The sequence below is a fragment of the Mycobacterium sp. genome, from assembly GCF_049281135.1.
Lineage (GTDB): Bacteria > Actinomycetota > Actinomycetes > Mycobacteriales > Mycobacteriaceae > Mycobacterium.
In genome coordinates this window covers 1-15,863 of the sequence record NZ_JBAPRN010000562.1, presented here as the reverse complement: position 1 = coordinate 15,863, position 15,863 = coordinate 1, and the positions used below count along the sequence as shown (strand labels likewise).

At 65.9% G+C, this 15,863-nt stretch carries 16 protein-coding genes and 2 pseudogenes; 8 read left to right on the top strand and 10 right to left on the bottom strand.

Annotated features, from left to right (window positions below; translation table 11 throughout):
* The 7 genes and pseudogenes from WAN02_RS21975 to WAN02_RS21945 all read right to left on the bottom strand — a co-directional run.
* Positions 1–912, bottom strand: a 912-nt coding sequence (locus WAN02_RS21975) for a biotin carboxylase N-terminal domain-containing protein (protein WP_422266345.1), incomplete at its 3' end; no start/stop codon positions are given.
* A 111-nt stretch (positions 913–1,023) separates the two neighbouring features.
* Entirely contained in the window at positions 1,024–1,443 is a 420-nt protein-coding gene (locus WAN02_RS21970) for a SufE family protein (protein WP_422266343.1), read from the bottom strand.
* Positions 1,443–2,333, bottom strand: a complete 891-nt coding sequence (locus WAN02_RS21965; RefSeq protein WP_422266341.1) for a sulfurtransferase — start codon at positions 2,331–2,333, stop codon at positions 1,443–1,445. Before WAN02_RS21965 ends, WAN02_RS21970 begins: the two co-directional genes overlap by 1 nt.
* Before the next feature lie 192 nt (positions 2,334–2,525).
* Positions 2,526–2,861, bottom strand: coding sequence for a hypothetical protein (locus tag WAN02_RS21960; RefSeq protein ID WP_422266339.1), 336 nt, complete (start codon positions 2,859–2,861; stop codon positions 2,526–2,528).
* 217 nt (positions 2,862–3,078) lie between these two features.
* Positions 3,079–3,705: a Maf family protein gene (locus WAN02_RS21955; protein WP_422266337.1), complete on the bottom strand. Its 627-nt coding sequence runs from the start codon at positions 3,703–3,705 to the stop codon at positions 3,079–3,081.
* Positions 3,702–4,046: pseudogene (locus WAN02_RS21950) on the bottom strand (acyl-CoA carboxylase subunit epsilon); the annotation flags it as partial. The pseudogene WAN02_RS21950 and the gene WAN02_RS21955, both read right to left, overlap by 4 nt.
* On the bottom strand, positions 4,022–5,656 hold the full coding sequence (locus WAN02_RS21945; RefSeq protein ID WP_422266335.1) for an acyl-CoA carboxylase subunit beta: 1,635 nt from the start codon (positions 5,654–5,656) through the stop codon (positions 4,022–4,024). The pseudogene WAN02_RS21950 and the gene WAN02_RS21945, both read right to left, overlap by 25 nt.
* A gap of 166 nt (positions 5,657–5,822) precedes the next feature.
* On the opposite strand from WAN02_RS21945, the gene WAN02_RS21940 reads away from it, so the two are divergent.
* Together WAN02_RS21940 and WAN02_RS21935 are read left to right on the top strand one after the other, a co-directional pair.
* The gene (locus WAN02_RS21940) at positions 5,823–6,632 is read left to right on the top strand and encodes a biotin--[acetyl-CoA-carboxylase] ligase (RefSeq protein ID WP_422266333.1); all 810 of its coding nucleotides are present in this window, start codon (positions 5,823–5,825) and stop codon (positions 6,630–6,632) included.
* Between the two features lie 9 nt (positions 6,633–6,641).
* A complete protein-coding gene (locus tag WAN02_RS21935; protein ID WP_422266331.1) occupies positions 6,642–7,160 on the top strand; it encodes a PH domain-containing protein in 519 nt (172 codons plus the stop codon).
* Here WAN02_RS21935 and WAN02_RS21930 read toward each other — a convergent pair.
* Positions 7,115–7,774: a GtrA family protein gene (locus tag WAN02_RS21930; protein ID WP_422266329.1), complete on the bottom strand. Its 660-nt coding sequence runs from the start codon at positions 7,772–7,774 to the stop codon at positions 7,115–7,117. The genes WAN02_RS21935 and WAN02_RS21930 overlap by 46 nt on opposite strands.
* A gap of 77 nt (positions 7,775–7,851) precedes the next feature.
* On the opposite strand from WAN02_RS21930, the gene WAN02_RS21925 reads away from it, so the two are divergent.
* The 4 genes from WAN02_RS21925 (at position 7,852) to WAN02_RS21910 (ending at position 13,642) form a co-directional block, all read left to right on the top strand.
* Positions 7,852–9,063 carry a 5-(carboxyamino)imidazole ribonucleotide synthase gene (locus WAN02_RS21925; protein ID WP_422266347.1) on the top strand — a complete coding sequence of 404 codons (1,212 nt, stop codon included), beginning with the start codon at positions 7,852–7,854 and terminating at the stop codon, positions 9,061–9,063.
* The gene (gene purE, locus WAN02_RS21920) at positions 9,056–9,571 is read left to right on the top strand and encodes a 5-(carboxyamino)imidazole ribonucleotide mutase (protein ID WP_422266327.1); all 516 of its coding nucleotides are present in this window, start codon (positions 9,056–9,058) and stop codon (positions 9,569–9,571) included. The genes WAN02_RS21925 and purE overlap by 8 nt, the downstream gene beginning before the upstream one ends.
* 14 nt (positions 9,572–9,585) lie before the next feature.
* Positions 9,586–10,746, top strand: coding sequence for an acyl-CoA dehydrogenase (locus WAN02_RS21915; RefSeq protein ID WP_422266325.1), 1,161 nt, complete (start codon positions 9,586–9,588; stop codon positions 10,744–10,746).
* Between the two features lie 265 nt (positions 10,747–11,011).
* Positions 11,012–13,642, top strand: coding sequence for an ATP-binding protein (locus WAN02_RS21910; protein ID WP_422266323.1), 2,631 nt, complete (start codon positions 11,012–11,014; stop codon positions 13,640–13,642).
* Here the strand turns inward: WAN02_RS21910 and WAN02_RS21905 are convergent, their stop codons facing one another.
* A complete protein-coding gene (locus tag WAN02_RS21905) occupies positions 13,643–14,422 on the bottom strand; it encodes a DUF2127 domain-containing protein (RefSeq protein ID WP_422266321.1) in 780 nt (259 codons plus the stop codon).
* Positions 14,423–14,495: 73 nt separating this feature from the next.
* Here WAN02_RS21905 and WAN02_RS21900 point away from each other — a divergent pair, with 73 nt between their 5' ends.
* Positions 14,496–14,894, top strand: a complete 399-nt coding sequence (locus tag WAN02_RS21900) for a hypothetical protein (RefSeq protein WP_422266319.1) — start codon at positions 14,496–14,498, stop codon at positions 14,892–14,894.
* Positions 14,891–15,400 carry a GNAT family N-acetyltransferase gene (locus WAN02_RS21895; protein ID WP_422266317.1) on the top strand — a complete coding sequence of 170 codons (510 nt, stop codon included), beginning with the start codon at positions 14,891–14,893 and terminating at the stop codon, positions 15,398–15,400. Before WAN02_RS21900 ends, WAN02_RS21895 begins: the two co-directional genes overlap by 4 nt.
* Before the next feature lie 164 nt (positions 15,401–15,564).
* Here WAN02_RS21895 and WAN02_RS21890 read toward each other — a convergent pair.
* A pseudogene (locus WAN02_RS21890) lies at positions 15,565–15,863 on the bottom strand (hypothetical protein); the annotation flags it as partial.

Here is a 15,863-nt window from a genome sequence, read left to right as displayed (position 1 = left end):
GTGCTCGACCTGAAGACGGGTGTTGACCTCGAGGAACGAGATCAGCCCGTCCTGGCCGACCAGATATTCGACGGTGCCGGCGCCGTAGTAATGCGCTTCCTTGCAGATCCGCTTGGCGGATTCGTGGATTTCCTTGCGCTGCGCGTCGGTCAGGAACGGCGCGGGCGCCTCTTCGACCAGCTTCTGGAAGCGGCGCTGCAGCGAGCAGTCACGGGTGCCGGCCACGACGACGTTGCCGTGCTGGTCGGCGATCACCTGCGCCTCGACGTGGCGCGGCTTGTCCAGATAGCGCTCGACGAAGCACTCGCCGCGGCCGAATGCCACGACCGCCTCGCGGGTCGCCGACTCGAACAGCTCGGGGATCTCCTCGATGCTGCGGGCCACCTTCATACCGCGCCCGCCGCCGCCGAACGCCGCCTTGATCGCGATCGGCACGCCGTGCTCCTTGGCGAAGGCGACCACCTCGTCGGCGTTCTTCACCGGGTCGGGGGTACCGGGCACCAGCGGAGCCTGCGCGCGGGCGGCGATGTGGCGCGCGGTCACCTTGTCGCCGAGGTCGCGGATCGACTGCGGGCTGGGCCCGATCCAGATCAGGCCGGCATCGATCACCGCCTGGGCGAAGTCGGCGTTCTCGGACAGGAAGCCGTAGCCGGGGTGAATCGCGTTGGCGCCGGACTTCTCGGCAGCCTCCAGCAGCTTGCCGAAGTCGAGGTAGGACTCCGCCGAGGTTTGACCACCCAGCGCGAAGGCCTCGTCGGCCAGCTTCACGTGCGGAGCGTCGGCGTCCGGCTCGGCGTACACCGCCACACTGGGCAGACCGGCGTCCTTGGCTGCGCGGATCACCCGCACCGCGATCTCACCGCGATTGGCGACGAGAACCTTGGCGATCGTCGAGCTGGCGTGACTAGGCACTGCGCCTCCTGTGTGGCTGAACACTTCTCACATGTCTAAGAGAAATTCTTACAAGTCGTGTCGGGGGAAGTTTAAGCGGCGCGCCGTGGGCGACAAGACCCGGTGTCTACTTCAGCCGGATTCGCGCACTCGGCGCTTGATTCGGGCCAACATCGCCGACATTCCACGCAGCCGCAGCGGGCTGATCAAGGCCGCCAGACCGAGGTCGGTGTAGAAGTCCTCTGGGACCGCCAGGATGTCGGCGGCAGGCTGTTCGTCGAGCCCGGCGGCAAGGATCGACGCGAAGCCGCGGGTGGTCGGCGCCTCCGGGGGCGCGCTGAAATACAGCCGCACCCGTTCCGGGTCGTGCGCGTCGACGTGCAAAAACAGCGGCGACTGGCACTCGACCACCGGCTCCATCGCCGCCTCTTCGAGGTCGGCGGGCAACGCCGGAAGGTCGTTGGCGAATTCCAGCAGCAGGTTGAGCTTGTCCTGGCCGTCGACTTCGGCGAAGTCGGACAGGACCTCGGCCAGCGGCGCGGGCATGCTCATCAGGCGGGCACGGTTCCGGGGCTTTCACCGGCGACGATCGGCACTCGCACGGCATTACCCCATTCGGTCCACGAGCCGTCGTAGTTGCGCACGCCGGGGACGCCGAGCAGGTGTGTCAGCACGAACCAGGTGTGGCTGGAGCGCTCGCCGATGCGGCAGTAGACGACGGTTTTGTCGTCCGGCTCGATGAACCCGTAGAGCTTCTCCAACTCGTCTCGGCTGCGGAATCGCCCGCTGTCGTCAGCGGCCTGCCCCCACGGGATCGACCGCGCCGATGGGATGTGGCCGGCGCGCAACGCGCCTTCCTCGGGATAGTCCGGCATGTGGGTGCGCTTGCCGGTGTACTCGTCGGGCGAGCGCACGTCGATCAGCGGCTCGGAACCCAGAACGGTCAGCACGTCGTCTTTGAACGCGCGGATCGGCGCGTCGTTGCGCTGCACGACGGGATAGCCCGAGGAGGCCCGGCTCGGAACATCCAGCGTCGTGTCGCGCCCGTCGTGCATCCACAGGTCGCGTCCGCCGTTGAGCAGCCGCACATCCGGATGGCCGAACAGGGTGAAGACCCACAGCGCGTAGGCCGCCCACCAATTGCTCTTGTCGCCGTAGATCACCACGGTGTCGTCGCGCGAAATCCCTTTGCGGTCCATCAATTCCGCGAACCGCTTACCGTCGATGTAGTCGCGCACCCGTGGGTCGTTGAGGTCGGTGTGCCAGTCGATCTTGACCGCCCCGGGGATGTGGCCGACGTCGTAGAGCAGCACGTCTTCATCGGATTCGACGATGGCCAGTCCCGGCCGGCCCAGGTTGCCGGCCAACCAGTCGGACGTGACCAGGCGTTCCGGGTGGGCGTAGGCGCTCAGCGTCGGGCTGGGATCTGCTGGTAGAGGCACACCGCGAGCCTACCTGCCGGTTCGCGTCCCCAAATCCATCCCAAAGCGCAAACTTCGCGAAGGCATGCTGTGATGACCAAATATCTAGGGTCGTACCCTTTCTTCACACTTTCGACTAATGCCGCACGAATTTGATCTTGCTTATCTTCTGGAAATCGCGCCAAATCCTGCTCTGGTTTGTAAAGCCGGGCCTCATCTACCGTTTGACGCCTCGCCAGAGGTAGATTCGACGGTGCACATCTCCACGGATTGTTGTTCTGCGTAGCTCCAGGCACTGAACGGCGCCCGCGGGGAAGGCCCGCCCGGATGTTCGGTGTCCTTGATCCACGGGTCGTCACCGAACGACGTGTATCGCTGATAAAGCCGGTCGGCTGTCATACCGGGCTCATACTGGTTAGCCAGATCCCGGTCAACGATGGCTCGGCAGACCGCGATCGCTTCCTCGAGCGTGTCGTACAAGCCGTGCGAGTAGCGCTCGCTCTCGTCATACGCATGGAAGTTGTCGTCCACCAACACCTCGAAAGCCATCGAACTCCCCGATTCCTGGGAATAACGGTAGGAAATCGAGCGTAGTGGACGGATGCCTGCTCATCGCGTAATCGCAGTTGAGCTAATCGTGCGACTGGGGGCGTCGTAGTAGTTGAACCATTTGTAAAGCGGCGCATGCGGCGTCCTCGATGGTATGCGGCGAGTCGGCGCGATATTTACTTCCGGTTCGGCGTCTTCTGTTGCGGCGCTTTTCCTTTCACGGCCACAACTCGGCGACGGACAGCCCAACACGTCGCAGCAGTGAGCGGGTCAGCGGAAGGCTCAGGCCGATGACGTTGGACGGGTCGCCTTCGATGCGGTCGACGAACCAGCCGCCCAGCCCGTCCAGGGTGAATGCTCCGGCAACCGCCAACGGCTCGCCGCTGTCGAGATAGGCATCCAGATCCGCTGCCGCCGGTGTACCGAAGTGCACTGTGGTGACGGATGATTCGGCTGCCCGCCGGCTGACTCTGCCATCGCGTAGCCGTACCACGCAGTGTCCGGTGTGCAGCTGACCGGAACAGCCGGCCATCGATTGCCACTCGCGTCGCGCCGCATCGGTCGATGCGGGCTTGCCGGTCAGCCGGCCGTCGATGTAGAGCATCGAATCACAGCCAATGACAACACAATCCGCGGCAACCGCGCCGTCCACGATCGTCGCGACGTGATCGGCCTTGGCCTCGGCGAGGCTGCGAACCACGTCGCCCGGAGCGGTGTCGGGCCCCAGGGTGGCGATGATCGCGTCCTCGTCCACGCCCGACACGACGACCAACGGCTCGACGCCGGCCTGGCGCAGCACCCGCAGCCGGCCCGCCGAGGCGGAGCCGAGCACGACGCGAGTCAATTGCGCCAGTCTCGCCGCATGTGGGTCCGTTGCACCAGGGTGAGCTTCTGCCAGCTGAAGATCGAGTAACGCAATTTGTCGACCGGCAGTCCCCACCGGGTGGCCTCCGGCTGACCCACGTCACCGCTACCGCCGCCAGCGCTGCCTAGCACCGCGATCAGCGCGGCCACCTCTTCGTCAGTCGGGTTGCCTTTGAGCACCCGGATGTGCGGCTCGTGTGGCTGTGCGGCGTCCGGCGTTTCGATGTCGTCGCTCACAGGGGACTGACCGTTCGTCTCGTTCCCGTCACTCACTGCGTTCGTTCCGCTCACTCGACTCACAGGGGAATGTTCCCGTGCTTCTTCGGCGGCACCTGGGCGATCTTGCGCTCCAGCAGGCGCAGCGCCGTCCCGATGTAGCCGCGGGTGTGCGACGGCGGGATCACCGCGTCGACGTAGCCTCGCTCGGCGGCGATGTACGGGTTGACCAGAGTGTCCTCGTACTCCTGCTGCAACTGCAGCCGCAGGGCGTCGACGTCCTCACCGTTCTTGGCCGCTTCGCCGAGCTGTTGACGGTAGACAAAGCCGACCGCGCCTGAGGCGCCCATCACGGCGATCTGCGCCGTCGGCCAGGCGACGTTGACGTCGCAGCCCATATCCTTGGAGCCCATGACGCAGTAGGCGCCGCCGTAAGCCTTGCGGGTAATGACGGTGATCTTGGGAACGGTGGCCTCGCCGTAGGCGTACAGCAGCTTGGCGCCGCGGCGAATGATGCCGTTGTATTCCTGGCTTGTGCCCGGCAGGAAGCCCGGCACGTCCACCAGCATCACGACCGGGATGTTGAAGCAGTCACAGGTCCGCACGAAGCGGGCGGCTTTCTCCGAGGCGTTGATGTCCAGACAGCCGGCGAACTGGGTCGGCTGGTTGGCCACAATTCCCACCGGCCGGCCCTCGATGCGGCCGAACCCGATCACGATGTTCTGCGCGTAACCGGCTTGCACCTCGAGGAACTCGTCGTCGTCGAGGATGCGGGTGATCACCTCGTGCATGTCGTACGGCTGGTTGGCCGAGTCCGGGATCAGTGTGTCCAGCTCGAGGTCTTCATCGGTGAGGTTGTCCTCGATGGCGCCCTCCGGAACCGGCACCGGATAGCGCGGCGGATCGGTGAAGTTGTTGGGCGGCAGGTAGCTCAGCAGATCGCGGACGTAGTCCAAGGCGTCCTGCTCGCCGGAGGCGACATAGTGTGCGGTGCCGGACTTGGCCATGTGCGTGTGCGCACCGCCGAGCTCCTCCATCGTCACGTCTTCACCGGTGACGGTCTTGATCACGTCGGGACCGGTGATGAACATCTGGCTGGTCTGGTCGACCATCACCACGAAGTCGGTCAGCGCCGGGGAGTAGACGTGGCCACCGGCGGCGGCGCCCATGATCAGCGAGATCTGCGGGACGACGCCGGAGGCCAGGATGTTGTTGCGGAAGATCGAGCTGTACAGGCCGAGCGAGACGACACCCTCCTGGATGCGCGCGCCCGCGCCGTCGTTGATCCCGATCAGCGGCCGGCCGGTCTTGATCGCCAACTCCTGCACCTTGACGATCTTTTCGCCGTAGACCTCGCCGAGGCTGCCGCCGAACACCGTGACGTCCTGGCTGAAGATGCAGACGTCGCGGCCGTCGATGGTGCCGTAACCGGTGACGACACCGTCACCGAGCGGGCGCCTCTCAGCCAGCCCGAAGTTGGTGCTGCGGTGCCGGGCCAGCGCGTCGAGTTCGACGAACGATCCCTCGTCGAGCAGGGCGTAGATGCGCTCGCGCGCGGTCAGCTTGCCCTTCTCGTGCACCTTGTCGACGGCGGCCTCACCCACCGGGTGCAGAGTCTCCTCGCTCCGCTTGCGCAGTTCGGCGAGCTTGCCCGCGGTGGTGTGAATGTCGATATCGTGCTCAGCTTGCGCCTCGACCGAGGTCTCGGAAGTCATGGCTGTCGATCTTAGCGGTTCCTTAGATTGCGATCTCCACCCCGCACGCGCGGAGCCCTGCGTGTCCAACTATCCGGACTTTTGTTCCGCATGGCCGCCCGAAGGTAATCTTCGTCACTTGTCGACTTAATTGTCCCAAGTGCCGCCGAGCCCCTGCTGAGTACCGATGGATGACTCACTGAGATCGCCCTTGGATCTGGCGACCTTGCGCGACGGGCTGGTCGGGCCCGGCATGCGGTGGCGTCAACTCGATGTCGTCGCCGAAACCGGTTCCACCAACGCCGATCTGCTCGCGCGGGCCGAGGCCGGTGCCGACATCGACGGGTCGGTCTTACTTGCCGAATACCAGAGCGCCGGCCGCGGCCGGCATGGCCGGCAATGGTCGGCGCCGCCGCGGACACAGGTCGCCTTGTCGGTCGGGGTGGCCGGCGGCTCGGTACCCCGGACGGGCTGGGGATGGTTGCCGCTGGCAACCGGGGTCGCGGTGGCCGACGCGCTGGCCGCGCTTGATGTCGAGGCGGGCCTGAAGTGGCCGAACGATGTGTTGGTGGGCGGCGGCAAGCTGGCCGGGATCCTCGCCGAGGTGGCCTCGCCGACGCCGGTGATCGTGCTTGGCCTCGGGCTCAACGTGACGCTGACCGCCGACGAAGCGCCGGACCCGGTGGCCACCTCGCTGCTGATGCTTGGTTCATCGGTTAATGATCGAAATACGTTGGCGCGCAGTATACTTCGCGAGCTGGCAATGCGCATCGACGCGTGGCGGACCGCAGGAGGCGCAGATCCCGCGTTGCTTGCCGACTATCAGCGCTACAGCGTGACGCTAGGCGCGCGGGTCCGGGCCAGCATGCCCGGTGACCGTGAGGTGGTCGGCGTCGCGCGGGCCGTCGACGACACGGGGCGATTGTGTGTCGACACCGGTGGCCAGACGGTGACGATCTCGGCCGGAGACATCACGCACCTGCGCCCCAACGTCTAAAGTGCCAGCGTGGGCTACCCCGACAACGTGCTGGCCGGCGACGAGCAGGTCGTCCTGCACCGCCATCCGCACTGGAAGCGACTTTTCTGGCCGGTCACCGTTCTGATACTGGCGAGTGCGGCGGCATCGTTCGGTTGCGCGGTGGTCAACGGCACCACGTGGGATCCGACCGCAAAGCGGGTCGTCTTCTGGGTCATCGGGGCGATCTGGCTGGTGCTCCTGGGCTGGCTGACGGTCTGGCCGTTCTTGAACTGGCTCACCACACATTTCGTCATCACCGACCGTCGGGTGATGTTCCGGCACGGAGTGTTGAGCCGCAGCGGCATCGACATCCCGCTGGCCCGGATCAACAGCGTCGAATTCCGGCACCGGCTGATCGACCGGATATTGCGCACCGGCACGCTGATCGTTGAGTCAGCGTCCCAAGATCCGTTGGAGTTCTACGACATTCCAGGCGTGGAACAGGTCCACGCGCTGCTGTATCACGAGGTTTTCGACACCCTGGGGTCCGAGGAATCGCCGAGCTGATCCGCCCGGCCCCGGCGCGCCAGCCAAGCTCCCAGCAAGGTGACCGTGCCGTTCGCTTGGACGTCCTCGAAAACTTCGGCGATCCCGCCCGCGGTGAGCGCCGATTCCAGCGCTTGGTCGCCGCTTCGGGCGGATTCGTCAGGGAACACCCAACGCCGGAACGCCCAGAAGCGGAAGGCCATCTGCAGCAGATTGCCGATGAGGTAGGCCGAGACGAAGTCGGCGATGTTCTCGACGGTCAGTGACACCATCGGCACCCGCAGGTCAAGCATGTAGCTGGAAACCCACAGCGGCGCCATGCTCAGCAGCACCCCGACGCCGCTGAACGCGAAGAACAGCAGGGCCTCGTGGTGACGCTCGCGGCCGCCGCGGTCACGGAAGCTCCACTCCCTGTTCAGGATGTACGACGCGATGACCGCGACGATGCCGGCGATGACCTTGGCGGTCACCGGTTTGGGCTCCAGGATCGTCAACTTCAGCGTGTAGAAAATCGCCGAGTCGATGATGAACGTCGTCGCACCGACGATCGCGAACTTGATCAGCTCGTGATGGCGCTCGGCAAAGGGGCGGATCGGCCCCGGCAGTCGGGCGATCGTGGCATCGGCGAAGGACACAATGTCGCAGTGTACGTATTACTGGTTAAGGGTGCTCTGTGACTGCATCACGCGACCCCTCTAGCGGCCATGACACCATGATTGCCGTGCCGAGTACCCCCAACGCTTCGCCCCAGGTCGCCATGGTCGGTGGGGGCCAACTGGCCCGGATGACCCACCAGGCGGCGATCGCGATGGGCCAGAGCCTGCGCGTGCTGGCCGCCGACGCCGCCGACCCCGCCGCCCAGGTCAGTCCCGACGTGGTGATCGGCTCGCACACCGATCTCGAGGCGCTGCGCCGCGTCGCTGCCGGTTGTGCGGCGCTCACCTTCGACCACGAGCATGTGCCCACTGAGCTGCTGAAAAAGCTGGTCGCGGAGGGCGTCAACGTCGCGCCGCCGCCAGAGGCGCTGATACACGCACAGGACAAGCTCGTCATGCGGCGACGGCTGGAAGCCCTGGGTGCGCGGGTGCCGCGTTACGCAGCCGTCGAGCGGCCCGACGACGTCGATGAGTTCGCCCGACGGGTGGACGGGCCGATCGTCGTCAAGGCGGTCCGCGGCGGGTACGACGGTCGTGGCGTGCAGCTGGCCGCCGATCTGGCGCAGGCCCGCGCGATCGCGGGTCAATATTTAGATTCTGGCGTACCGGTATTGGTCGAGGAGCGGGTCGCGTTGCGCCGTGAACTCTCGGCGCTGGTGGCCCGGTCGCCGTTCGGGCAGGGCGCGGCATGGCCGGTGGTCGAGACCGTGCAGCGCGACGGCATCTGCGTGCTGGTGATTGCGCCGGCCCCGGCGCTGCCCGACGACGTCGGCGCGGCGGCGCAGCGCCTGGCGCTGAGCCTGGCCGTCGAACTGGGCGTCGTCGGTGTGCTCGCCGTCGAGCTGTTCGAAACCGTCGATGGAGCGCTGCTGGTCAACGAGCTTGCGATGCGCCCGCACAATTCCGGGCACTGGACCATGGACGGGTCGCGGACCAGCCAGTTCGAGCAGCATCTGCGTGCGGTGCTGGACTATCCGCTCGGCGATACCGACACCATCACCCCAGTGACGGTGATGGCCAACGTGCTGGGTGCGGCGCAAACGCCGACGATGTCGCTCGACGAGCGGTTGCACCACCTGTTCGCGCGGATGCCCGACGCTCGGGTTCATCTCTACGGCAAGGAAGAACGCCCGGGCCGCAAGATCGGGCACATCAATTTTCTCGGCAGCGATGCTGCCGAGTTGGCAAACCTGCGTGAACGCGCGGAGCGCGCGGCACACTGGTTGTCAGACGGGGAATGGACGGACGGATGGGATCCGCATGAGTAGCGACGCCAGGGTCGGCGTGATCATGGGCAGCGACAGCGACTGGTCGGTGATGTCCGACGCCGCCGACGCGCTGGCCGAGTTCGACGTCGCCTACGAGATCGGCGTGTATTCGGCGCACCGCACCCCGCAGCGCATGCTGGACTACGCGCAGCAGGCCGCCGACCGCGGCGTCGAGGTGATAATCGCCGGCGCCGGTGGCGCGGCCCACCTGCCCGGCATGGTGGCTTCGGCCACGTCACTTCCGGTGATCGGCGTCCCGGTGCCACTGGCCAAGCTGGACGGGTTGGACTCGCTGCTGTCGATCGTGCAGATGCCGGCCGGGGTGCCGGTGGCCACGGTGTCGATCGGTGGGGCCCGCAACGCGGGTCTGCTCGCGGTGCGCATTCTGGCGGTGTCGGATCCCGCGCTGCGCGACCGGATTGTGGCTTTCCAGAAGGAGCTGGCGGAGTCGGTGCTGGCCAAGGATGCGGCGCTGCAAAAGCGTCAAGGTAAAGTTACCAGCGAGTAGCTAAGGAGGCTGGGATGGCTGGAAATCCGTCGTTCGATCTGTTCAAGCTGCCTGAGGAGCACGACGAGTTGCGGGCCGCGATCCGCGCGTTGGCGGAAAAAGAGATCGCCCCGCATGCCGCGGACGTGGATCAGCAGCCCCGGTTTCCCGAGGAGGCGTTGCAGGCGCTGAACGCGTCCGGCTTCAACGCCGTACACGTCCCCGAGGAGTACGGCGGTCAGGGTGCGGACTCCGTCGCCGCCTGCATCGTGATCGAAGAAGTGGCGCGCGTCGACGCCTCGGCGTCGTTGATCCCCGCGGTGAACAAGCTGGGCACGATGGGCCTGATCCTGCGCGGTTCGGAGGAGCTGAAGAAGCAGGTGTTGCCGTCGCTGGCCTCCGACGGGGCGATGGCCTCCTACGCGTTGAGCGAGCGCGAAGCCGGCAGCGACGCCGCGTCGATGCGGACCCGGGCCAAGGCCGACGGTGACGACTGGATCATCAACGGCACCAAGGCCTGGATCACCAACGGCGGCAAGTCGACCTGGTACACGGTGATGGCCGTGACCGACCCGGACAAGGGCGCCAACGGGATCTCGGCGTTCATCGTGCACAAGGACGACGAGGGTTTCAGCGTCGGTCCCAAGGAAAAGAAGCTGGGCATCAAGGGATCTCCGACCACCGAGCTGTACTTCGAGAATTGCCGGGTTCCCGGCGACCGGATGATCGGTGAACCCGGCACCGGGTTCAAGACCGCATTGGCCACGCTCGACCACACCCGCCCGACGATCGGCGCGCAGGCTGTCGGCATCGCCCAGGGCGCGGTCGATGCGGCGATCGCTTACACCAAGGACCGCAAGCAGTTTGGTGAGTCGATCAGCACGTTCCAGGCCGTCCAGTTCATGCTGGCCGACATGGCGATGAAGGTCGAGGCGGCCCGGCTGATGGTCTACACCGCGGCCGCCCGGGCCGAGCGCGGCGAGCCGAATCTTGGCTTCATCTCGGCGGCATCGAAATGCTTTGCCTCCGATGTGGCGATGGAAGTCACCACCGACGCTGTACAGCTTTTCGGCGGGGCCGGATTCACCACCGACTTCCCGGTGGAGCGGTTCATGCGCGACGCAAAGATCACTCAAATCTACGAGGGCACCAACCAGATTCAGCGCGTGGTGATGTCACGCGCACTGCTGCGCTGAGAGCGGCGCGAAGCAACTCACGTGGTCGTGAGCAGTCCGCCACATGCCTAGTTGACCTATGTCAATCTGCTGTTGCCGCGCGTCCGAGGGCAGGTGAAGCTACAGTCGAAACGGCATTAGTCCCGTAAATGCGTTTGCTGTGTTCGTGTCTGGACGTGGGCGTGCTCGTGATGAGTGTGCGCAGACAGCCAGCTCAATTCATGGGGTAATTGCCCTGTTTTTGCGACACGGCGCCGCAGGCGCGCAGCGAGGATGGGAGCCAACCTTGCGGGATGGCTTGCTGGAACGCGACGCGCCGCTGGCCCAACTGGGGGCGCTGGCGCGCCGGGTGGCTCGCGGCGGCCCCGGGGAAGTGGTGTTGTTGCGCGGGGAGGCCGGCGTCGGCAAAACCGCACTGCTCGCCAAGTTCGTCGGTCAACTCGATTCCGGACCACGGATCCTACGCGGGTGGTGCGACCCGCTGGGTGCGCCGCGACCGCTGGGGCCGTTGATCGATGCTCTGGCCGGGCTGGATGCCGCGGCGGGGGCCGGGTTGGCCGCGGCCGTCGACTCGGGGGATACCGCACGGATCTACCGACAATTGTTAGCGGCGTTGGGTGACCGCGACCGATGGGTGTGGGTGATCGAGGACGCCCATTGGGCCGACGGGGCCACCCTGGATCTGGTCCGATTCCTGGCGCGACGCATCGCGACGCTGCGGTTGCTGCTGGTGATCTCCTTCCGCGACGACGAACTGGCGGCGACCCATCCGTTGGCTGTCACGTTGGGGGACCTGGCGAACTACGCCGCGGTGAGCCGAATTGCTCTGGAGGCGTTGAGTTTACCCGCGGTGTCGGCATTGGCCGCCGGCAGCGGAGTAAATGCCGAGCGGTTACATGATGTCACCGGCGGTAACCCTTTCTTCGTCACCGAGGTGCTGGCCGCCGGGCCGGATGCGCTCACCCGGAAAGTCCTGCCGCGCAGTATCTCCGAGGCGGTGCATGGCCGGCTCGGGCGGCTGTCGGCCAAGGCGCGTGAAACGGTGCATGCGGTTGCCGTGTGCGGTCCGCGAGCCGATGTCTGCTTGCTGGAGAAAATGTGCGCCGAGGCCCGGACTGCACTGCACGAATGCCTCGACGCCGGCGTCCTGACCGCCGAGGGGGAATTGGTCGGCTTTCGTCACGAACTCGCCCGTCGGGCCACTGTGGCGCAGATTCCCGACTTCGCTCGAATCGAACTGCACCGGCGCGCGCTGACCGCCCTGGCGCAGCCGCCTAACGATCCGAACACGCTGGCGGCATTGGCATTTCACGCCGACGAGGCGGGTGAGATCGAAGCAGCGATCCGCTATGGCATCGCCGCCGCCGAACGGGCGGCTTCGCTCGGCGCCAATCGGGAAGCCGCGAGTCTGTATGCGCTCGCGTTGCGCTGTACCGGCACGGCTGCCGATGAACGCCGAGTTGTCTGGCTGGAGCGACACGCGTTCGCCAGCTATCTGAGCGGACAGGCCGAACCGGCGGTCGCATCGTTGCGCGAGGCGATCACGTTGCGGCGCAAGCTCGGTGATCAGCTCGAAGAGGGCGACGGCCTGCGGTGGCTGTCGCGTCTGCTGCAGCCGCTGGGGCGCGCAGACGAAGCCATCGACGCGGCGCACGCATCGTTGCGATTGCTGGAAGGCCTGGGGCCGTCGCCGCAGCTGGCCTGGTCGCTGGTCAATATGGCGCACATCAGCGCGCTGGCGTTGGATCCGGTCTGCGCCGACTACGCGGCTCGCGCGCACGCCCTCGCTCGCGAATTGCAGGACCCTGCAGTCGATATCCGCGCTCGCGGCTACACGGCCCTGGCCACCGTATTCAGCACCGGCACCGGCTGGGACGAATTGGTTAGCGTATGGCGTGAAGCGCTGTCGACCCAGGGGCTGGAAGAACACGCCGGGGTTCTGGGCGTCCTCATCTACTGGTATGCGGTGCTGCGCTGCGAGTTAGGCCGTGCCGAAGGCTATCTGGCCGAAGCGTCCACCTTCTGCGATGAGCGCGACCTCGGCATGTTCAGCTCGCTGCTGACCGCCGCGTCAACGCTGGCGGCGTTGCACGGCGGAGACTGGGATCGCGCCGCCGTCACGGCCGAGCAGATTGTCACCCGGCCCGAGCTCAGCCCACAGCACCGCATCCTGCCGTTGGTGACGCTTACTCTGCTCCGAGCGCGGCGTGGCCAGCCGCCGACGAGTGCGCTGGTTGGTGAGGCCGCTGCCGACACTCAACCCGGCAACCTGGTCCACCTCGGCGCGGTGTGGGCGGCCCGCGCCGAGGTGGCCTGGTTGGCCGGCGATGACGAGGTGGCCCTCGCCGAGGCGCTGGCCGGCCTGGGGTGCTCCCCCGAACACGCCGATCCATGGCAGAGAGGGCAGCTGCAACGCTGGGTTCGCTTGGCCGGCGGCACAATCGAGACCATCGGCCACGATCCGTCCACGCCGTTCGACTTGGAGATCAGCGGGCAATGGCAGCGCGCTGCCGAAGCGTGGATGGGTCGCGGCTGCTCCTACGATGCGGCGCTGGCGAAACTCGGCGGCGACGTCTCCGCGGTGAAAGAGGCGCTGGCGACTTTTCGCGAGCTTGGTGCCAAGGCGGCGGCCCGCCGCGCCCAGCAGCGGCTGGCCGTGCTGCGCGAGCGTGCTCCGCGCACCCGACAGGCGGACAAGGATTCGGATCCCCACGCGTTGACCGGGCGCCAACGCCAGGTCTTCGACCTGCTTGCCGCCGGGCTCAGCAACCCGGAGATCGCCGCCGAACTGCACATCAGCCCCAAGACGGTTGGCCACCACGTCGAGGCGATCTTAACCAAGCTGGGCGTGCAGAACCGCACCCACGCGGTTGCCTACGCGCTGCAACACCAGGCCGCCCTGCAAGCGAAGTCGTAGCTATGCCGTTGCGCTGGCAACGGTTCCGCTCAGCCCTGCGCTTTCGACACTGAGCAGGCTTTCTGCTTCGTGCTCTTTCCGATACGCCTCGCCGCCGCCGTTCAGCCCGAACAGACGCTTGCTCCACAACAGCCACACCACCGCGACGATGTTGACAGCAAGAGCGAAAAGGCGCAGCGCCGTTATCTTTTCGGTCAGCTCGTAGATTTCCAGCGGAAGGAACACGCTGGTGGCGATCACTGCGAAGTACTCGCCCCACCGTTGCATCAGCCACAACCCGACGGCCTCCACCAGTTCGATCAGCGCGTAGCCCGCAAGACCGGCCGCGATCCACGTCAACGTCGATGACGACAGTGAGAATGCGTGCGAGATCGTGTGAATGATCTTGGAGTTATCCGGATTCCAGCCGATCTGGTTCGCCAACGGCTTGAGCAACGGCAGGTCTTGGTCGAACGCGTGGCGCAACCGCTCGCGTGACCCGTTGACTTTGAACACGCCGGCCGCTACTGCCAGAAAAATCACGCAGCGAAGCGCGCGCTCGATCGCGAGCGCGCGCATCAACGTCCGGTCCCGCAGGAAGCGCCCGCGGGGGATTTCCGGTGCGGTGTTGGCCGGTCCGCTACGCCGCGGTGGGCCTACGACAAAGGTCTCGCAGCGCAAGCAACGCCAGGCTTCTCCGGCCGGGGTGTCGACCGTCAGACGCTCCCGGAGTTCCGGCTCATCGGGAGCGAACGTTGCGTGTCCACGCAGTCCACACGAGCGCAGAGCAAAATCCACCATGAGTTCACGCTACAGCGACTTGTCTCGCCGCCAGCCGTATCGGCTAAGGTGCGGAATCTGTACGGTGACCAGAATGACCAGCAACACACGTGAAGTCGTGCGTAATCAGCTACTGATTGATGCTCTCGGTGGCCCGATCGATCTCAATGCGGTGGATCGGCGTGTCAAACATCAGAGTCCATCGTCCTCGGCGGTAGAGGTGCAGAACGAAACGTTGGATGCCATTCGCGAATGGGTGAGCGACGAGCTATTCAGGATCGGCGCTCCCGTCGGTAAGACGCAACGCTTTGAGGCTTGGCACCATTCGCTCGACCATTCACTGCACAAGATTTCTCACGTGTACGTCAAACACTATGGCGATCCTGAAAAATGGATGTTCTCGGCCTGGCTGTCGCTGACCGGAAAGGGCGAACTGCTCGCACAATCGCTTGAGGAAAACGATCTCGACGGATATCGCCCGAAAGCGACGTGAGCCGCAACGCGCCGTGGGTCAGGTCCGCCACCGACGACGACCTCGAACGGGTCTGCGAGATCGTCAACCACTACATCGAGAAGAGCGTCTTCAACTTTCGGACTGAGCCGCAGACCGTCGAGGAGCTACGTGCTCTGTGGGCGCAACGGCGCCAGCGATTTCCCTGGCTGGTCGCGACCGACGACGACCACGTCATCGGGGTGGCCTACGCGGGGCCGTGGAATGAGCGGGCCGCCTACTGGTGGACCGTCGAATCCACCATCTACGTGGATCCGTCGGCGCACCGGCGCGGGGTTGGTGACGCGCTCTACGCCGAGCTGCTCTACCGGCTGCGCCAGCAGGGATTTCACAGCGCCGTCGCGGTGATCGCGTTGCCCAACGATCCGAGCGTCCGCCTGCACGAGCGGCACGGGTTCGCCCGGGTCGGGCATCTTCTCGAGGCCGGCTACAAACACGACGCCTGGCACGACGTCGGCTTCTGGCAGTGCCTGCTGGCTGACGACTAGCGTGCGCCGAATTGCGCTGTACAGTAATCATTTCCCGCAGAGGGGCACTCGCCACTTTGACTGACGACACTTGTGGCGATGACTGCGAAGTGCTTACGAAATCCACACGAGCGCAGCGCAAATTGACCACGAATGCATGCTGAGGCCATTGGCCGTAATCGGTCTCAGTCGAGATCGGGGTTCCAGGTTCCCGGCAGCATCGGCATTGTCGACTCGCCCCCGAACTGGTCCCGGGTCAGGGTGGCCAACCCGGCCGGCTCGGCACCGCTGGCGCGGGCGGCGCTCCCCGCGAACCCGAGAGGTCCGGCATGGCGGTCCGACGCGGTCACGGACGGCTCCGGCTCCAGGTCCATGTATTCGTAGCCGCGGCCGATCATCGTGGCCTTCGCTCGCCGCCGACGCCGCACTGGCTGTGGTTCGTCGGGAGCTGTTGCGGCCGCCGGGATTTCGGCGCCTTCGGGCG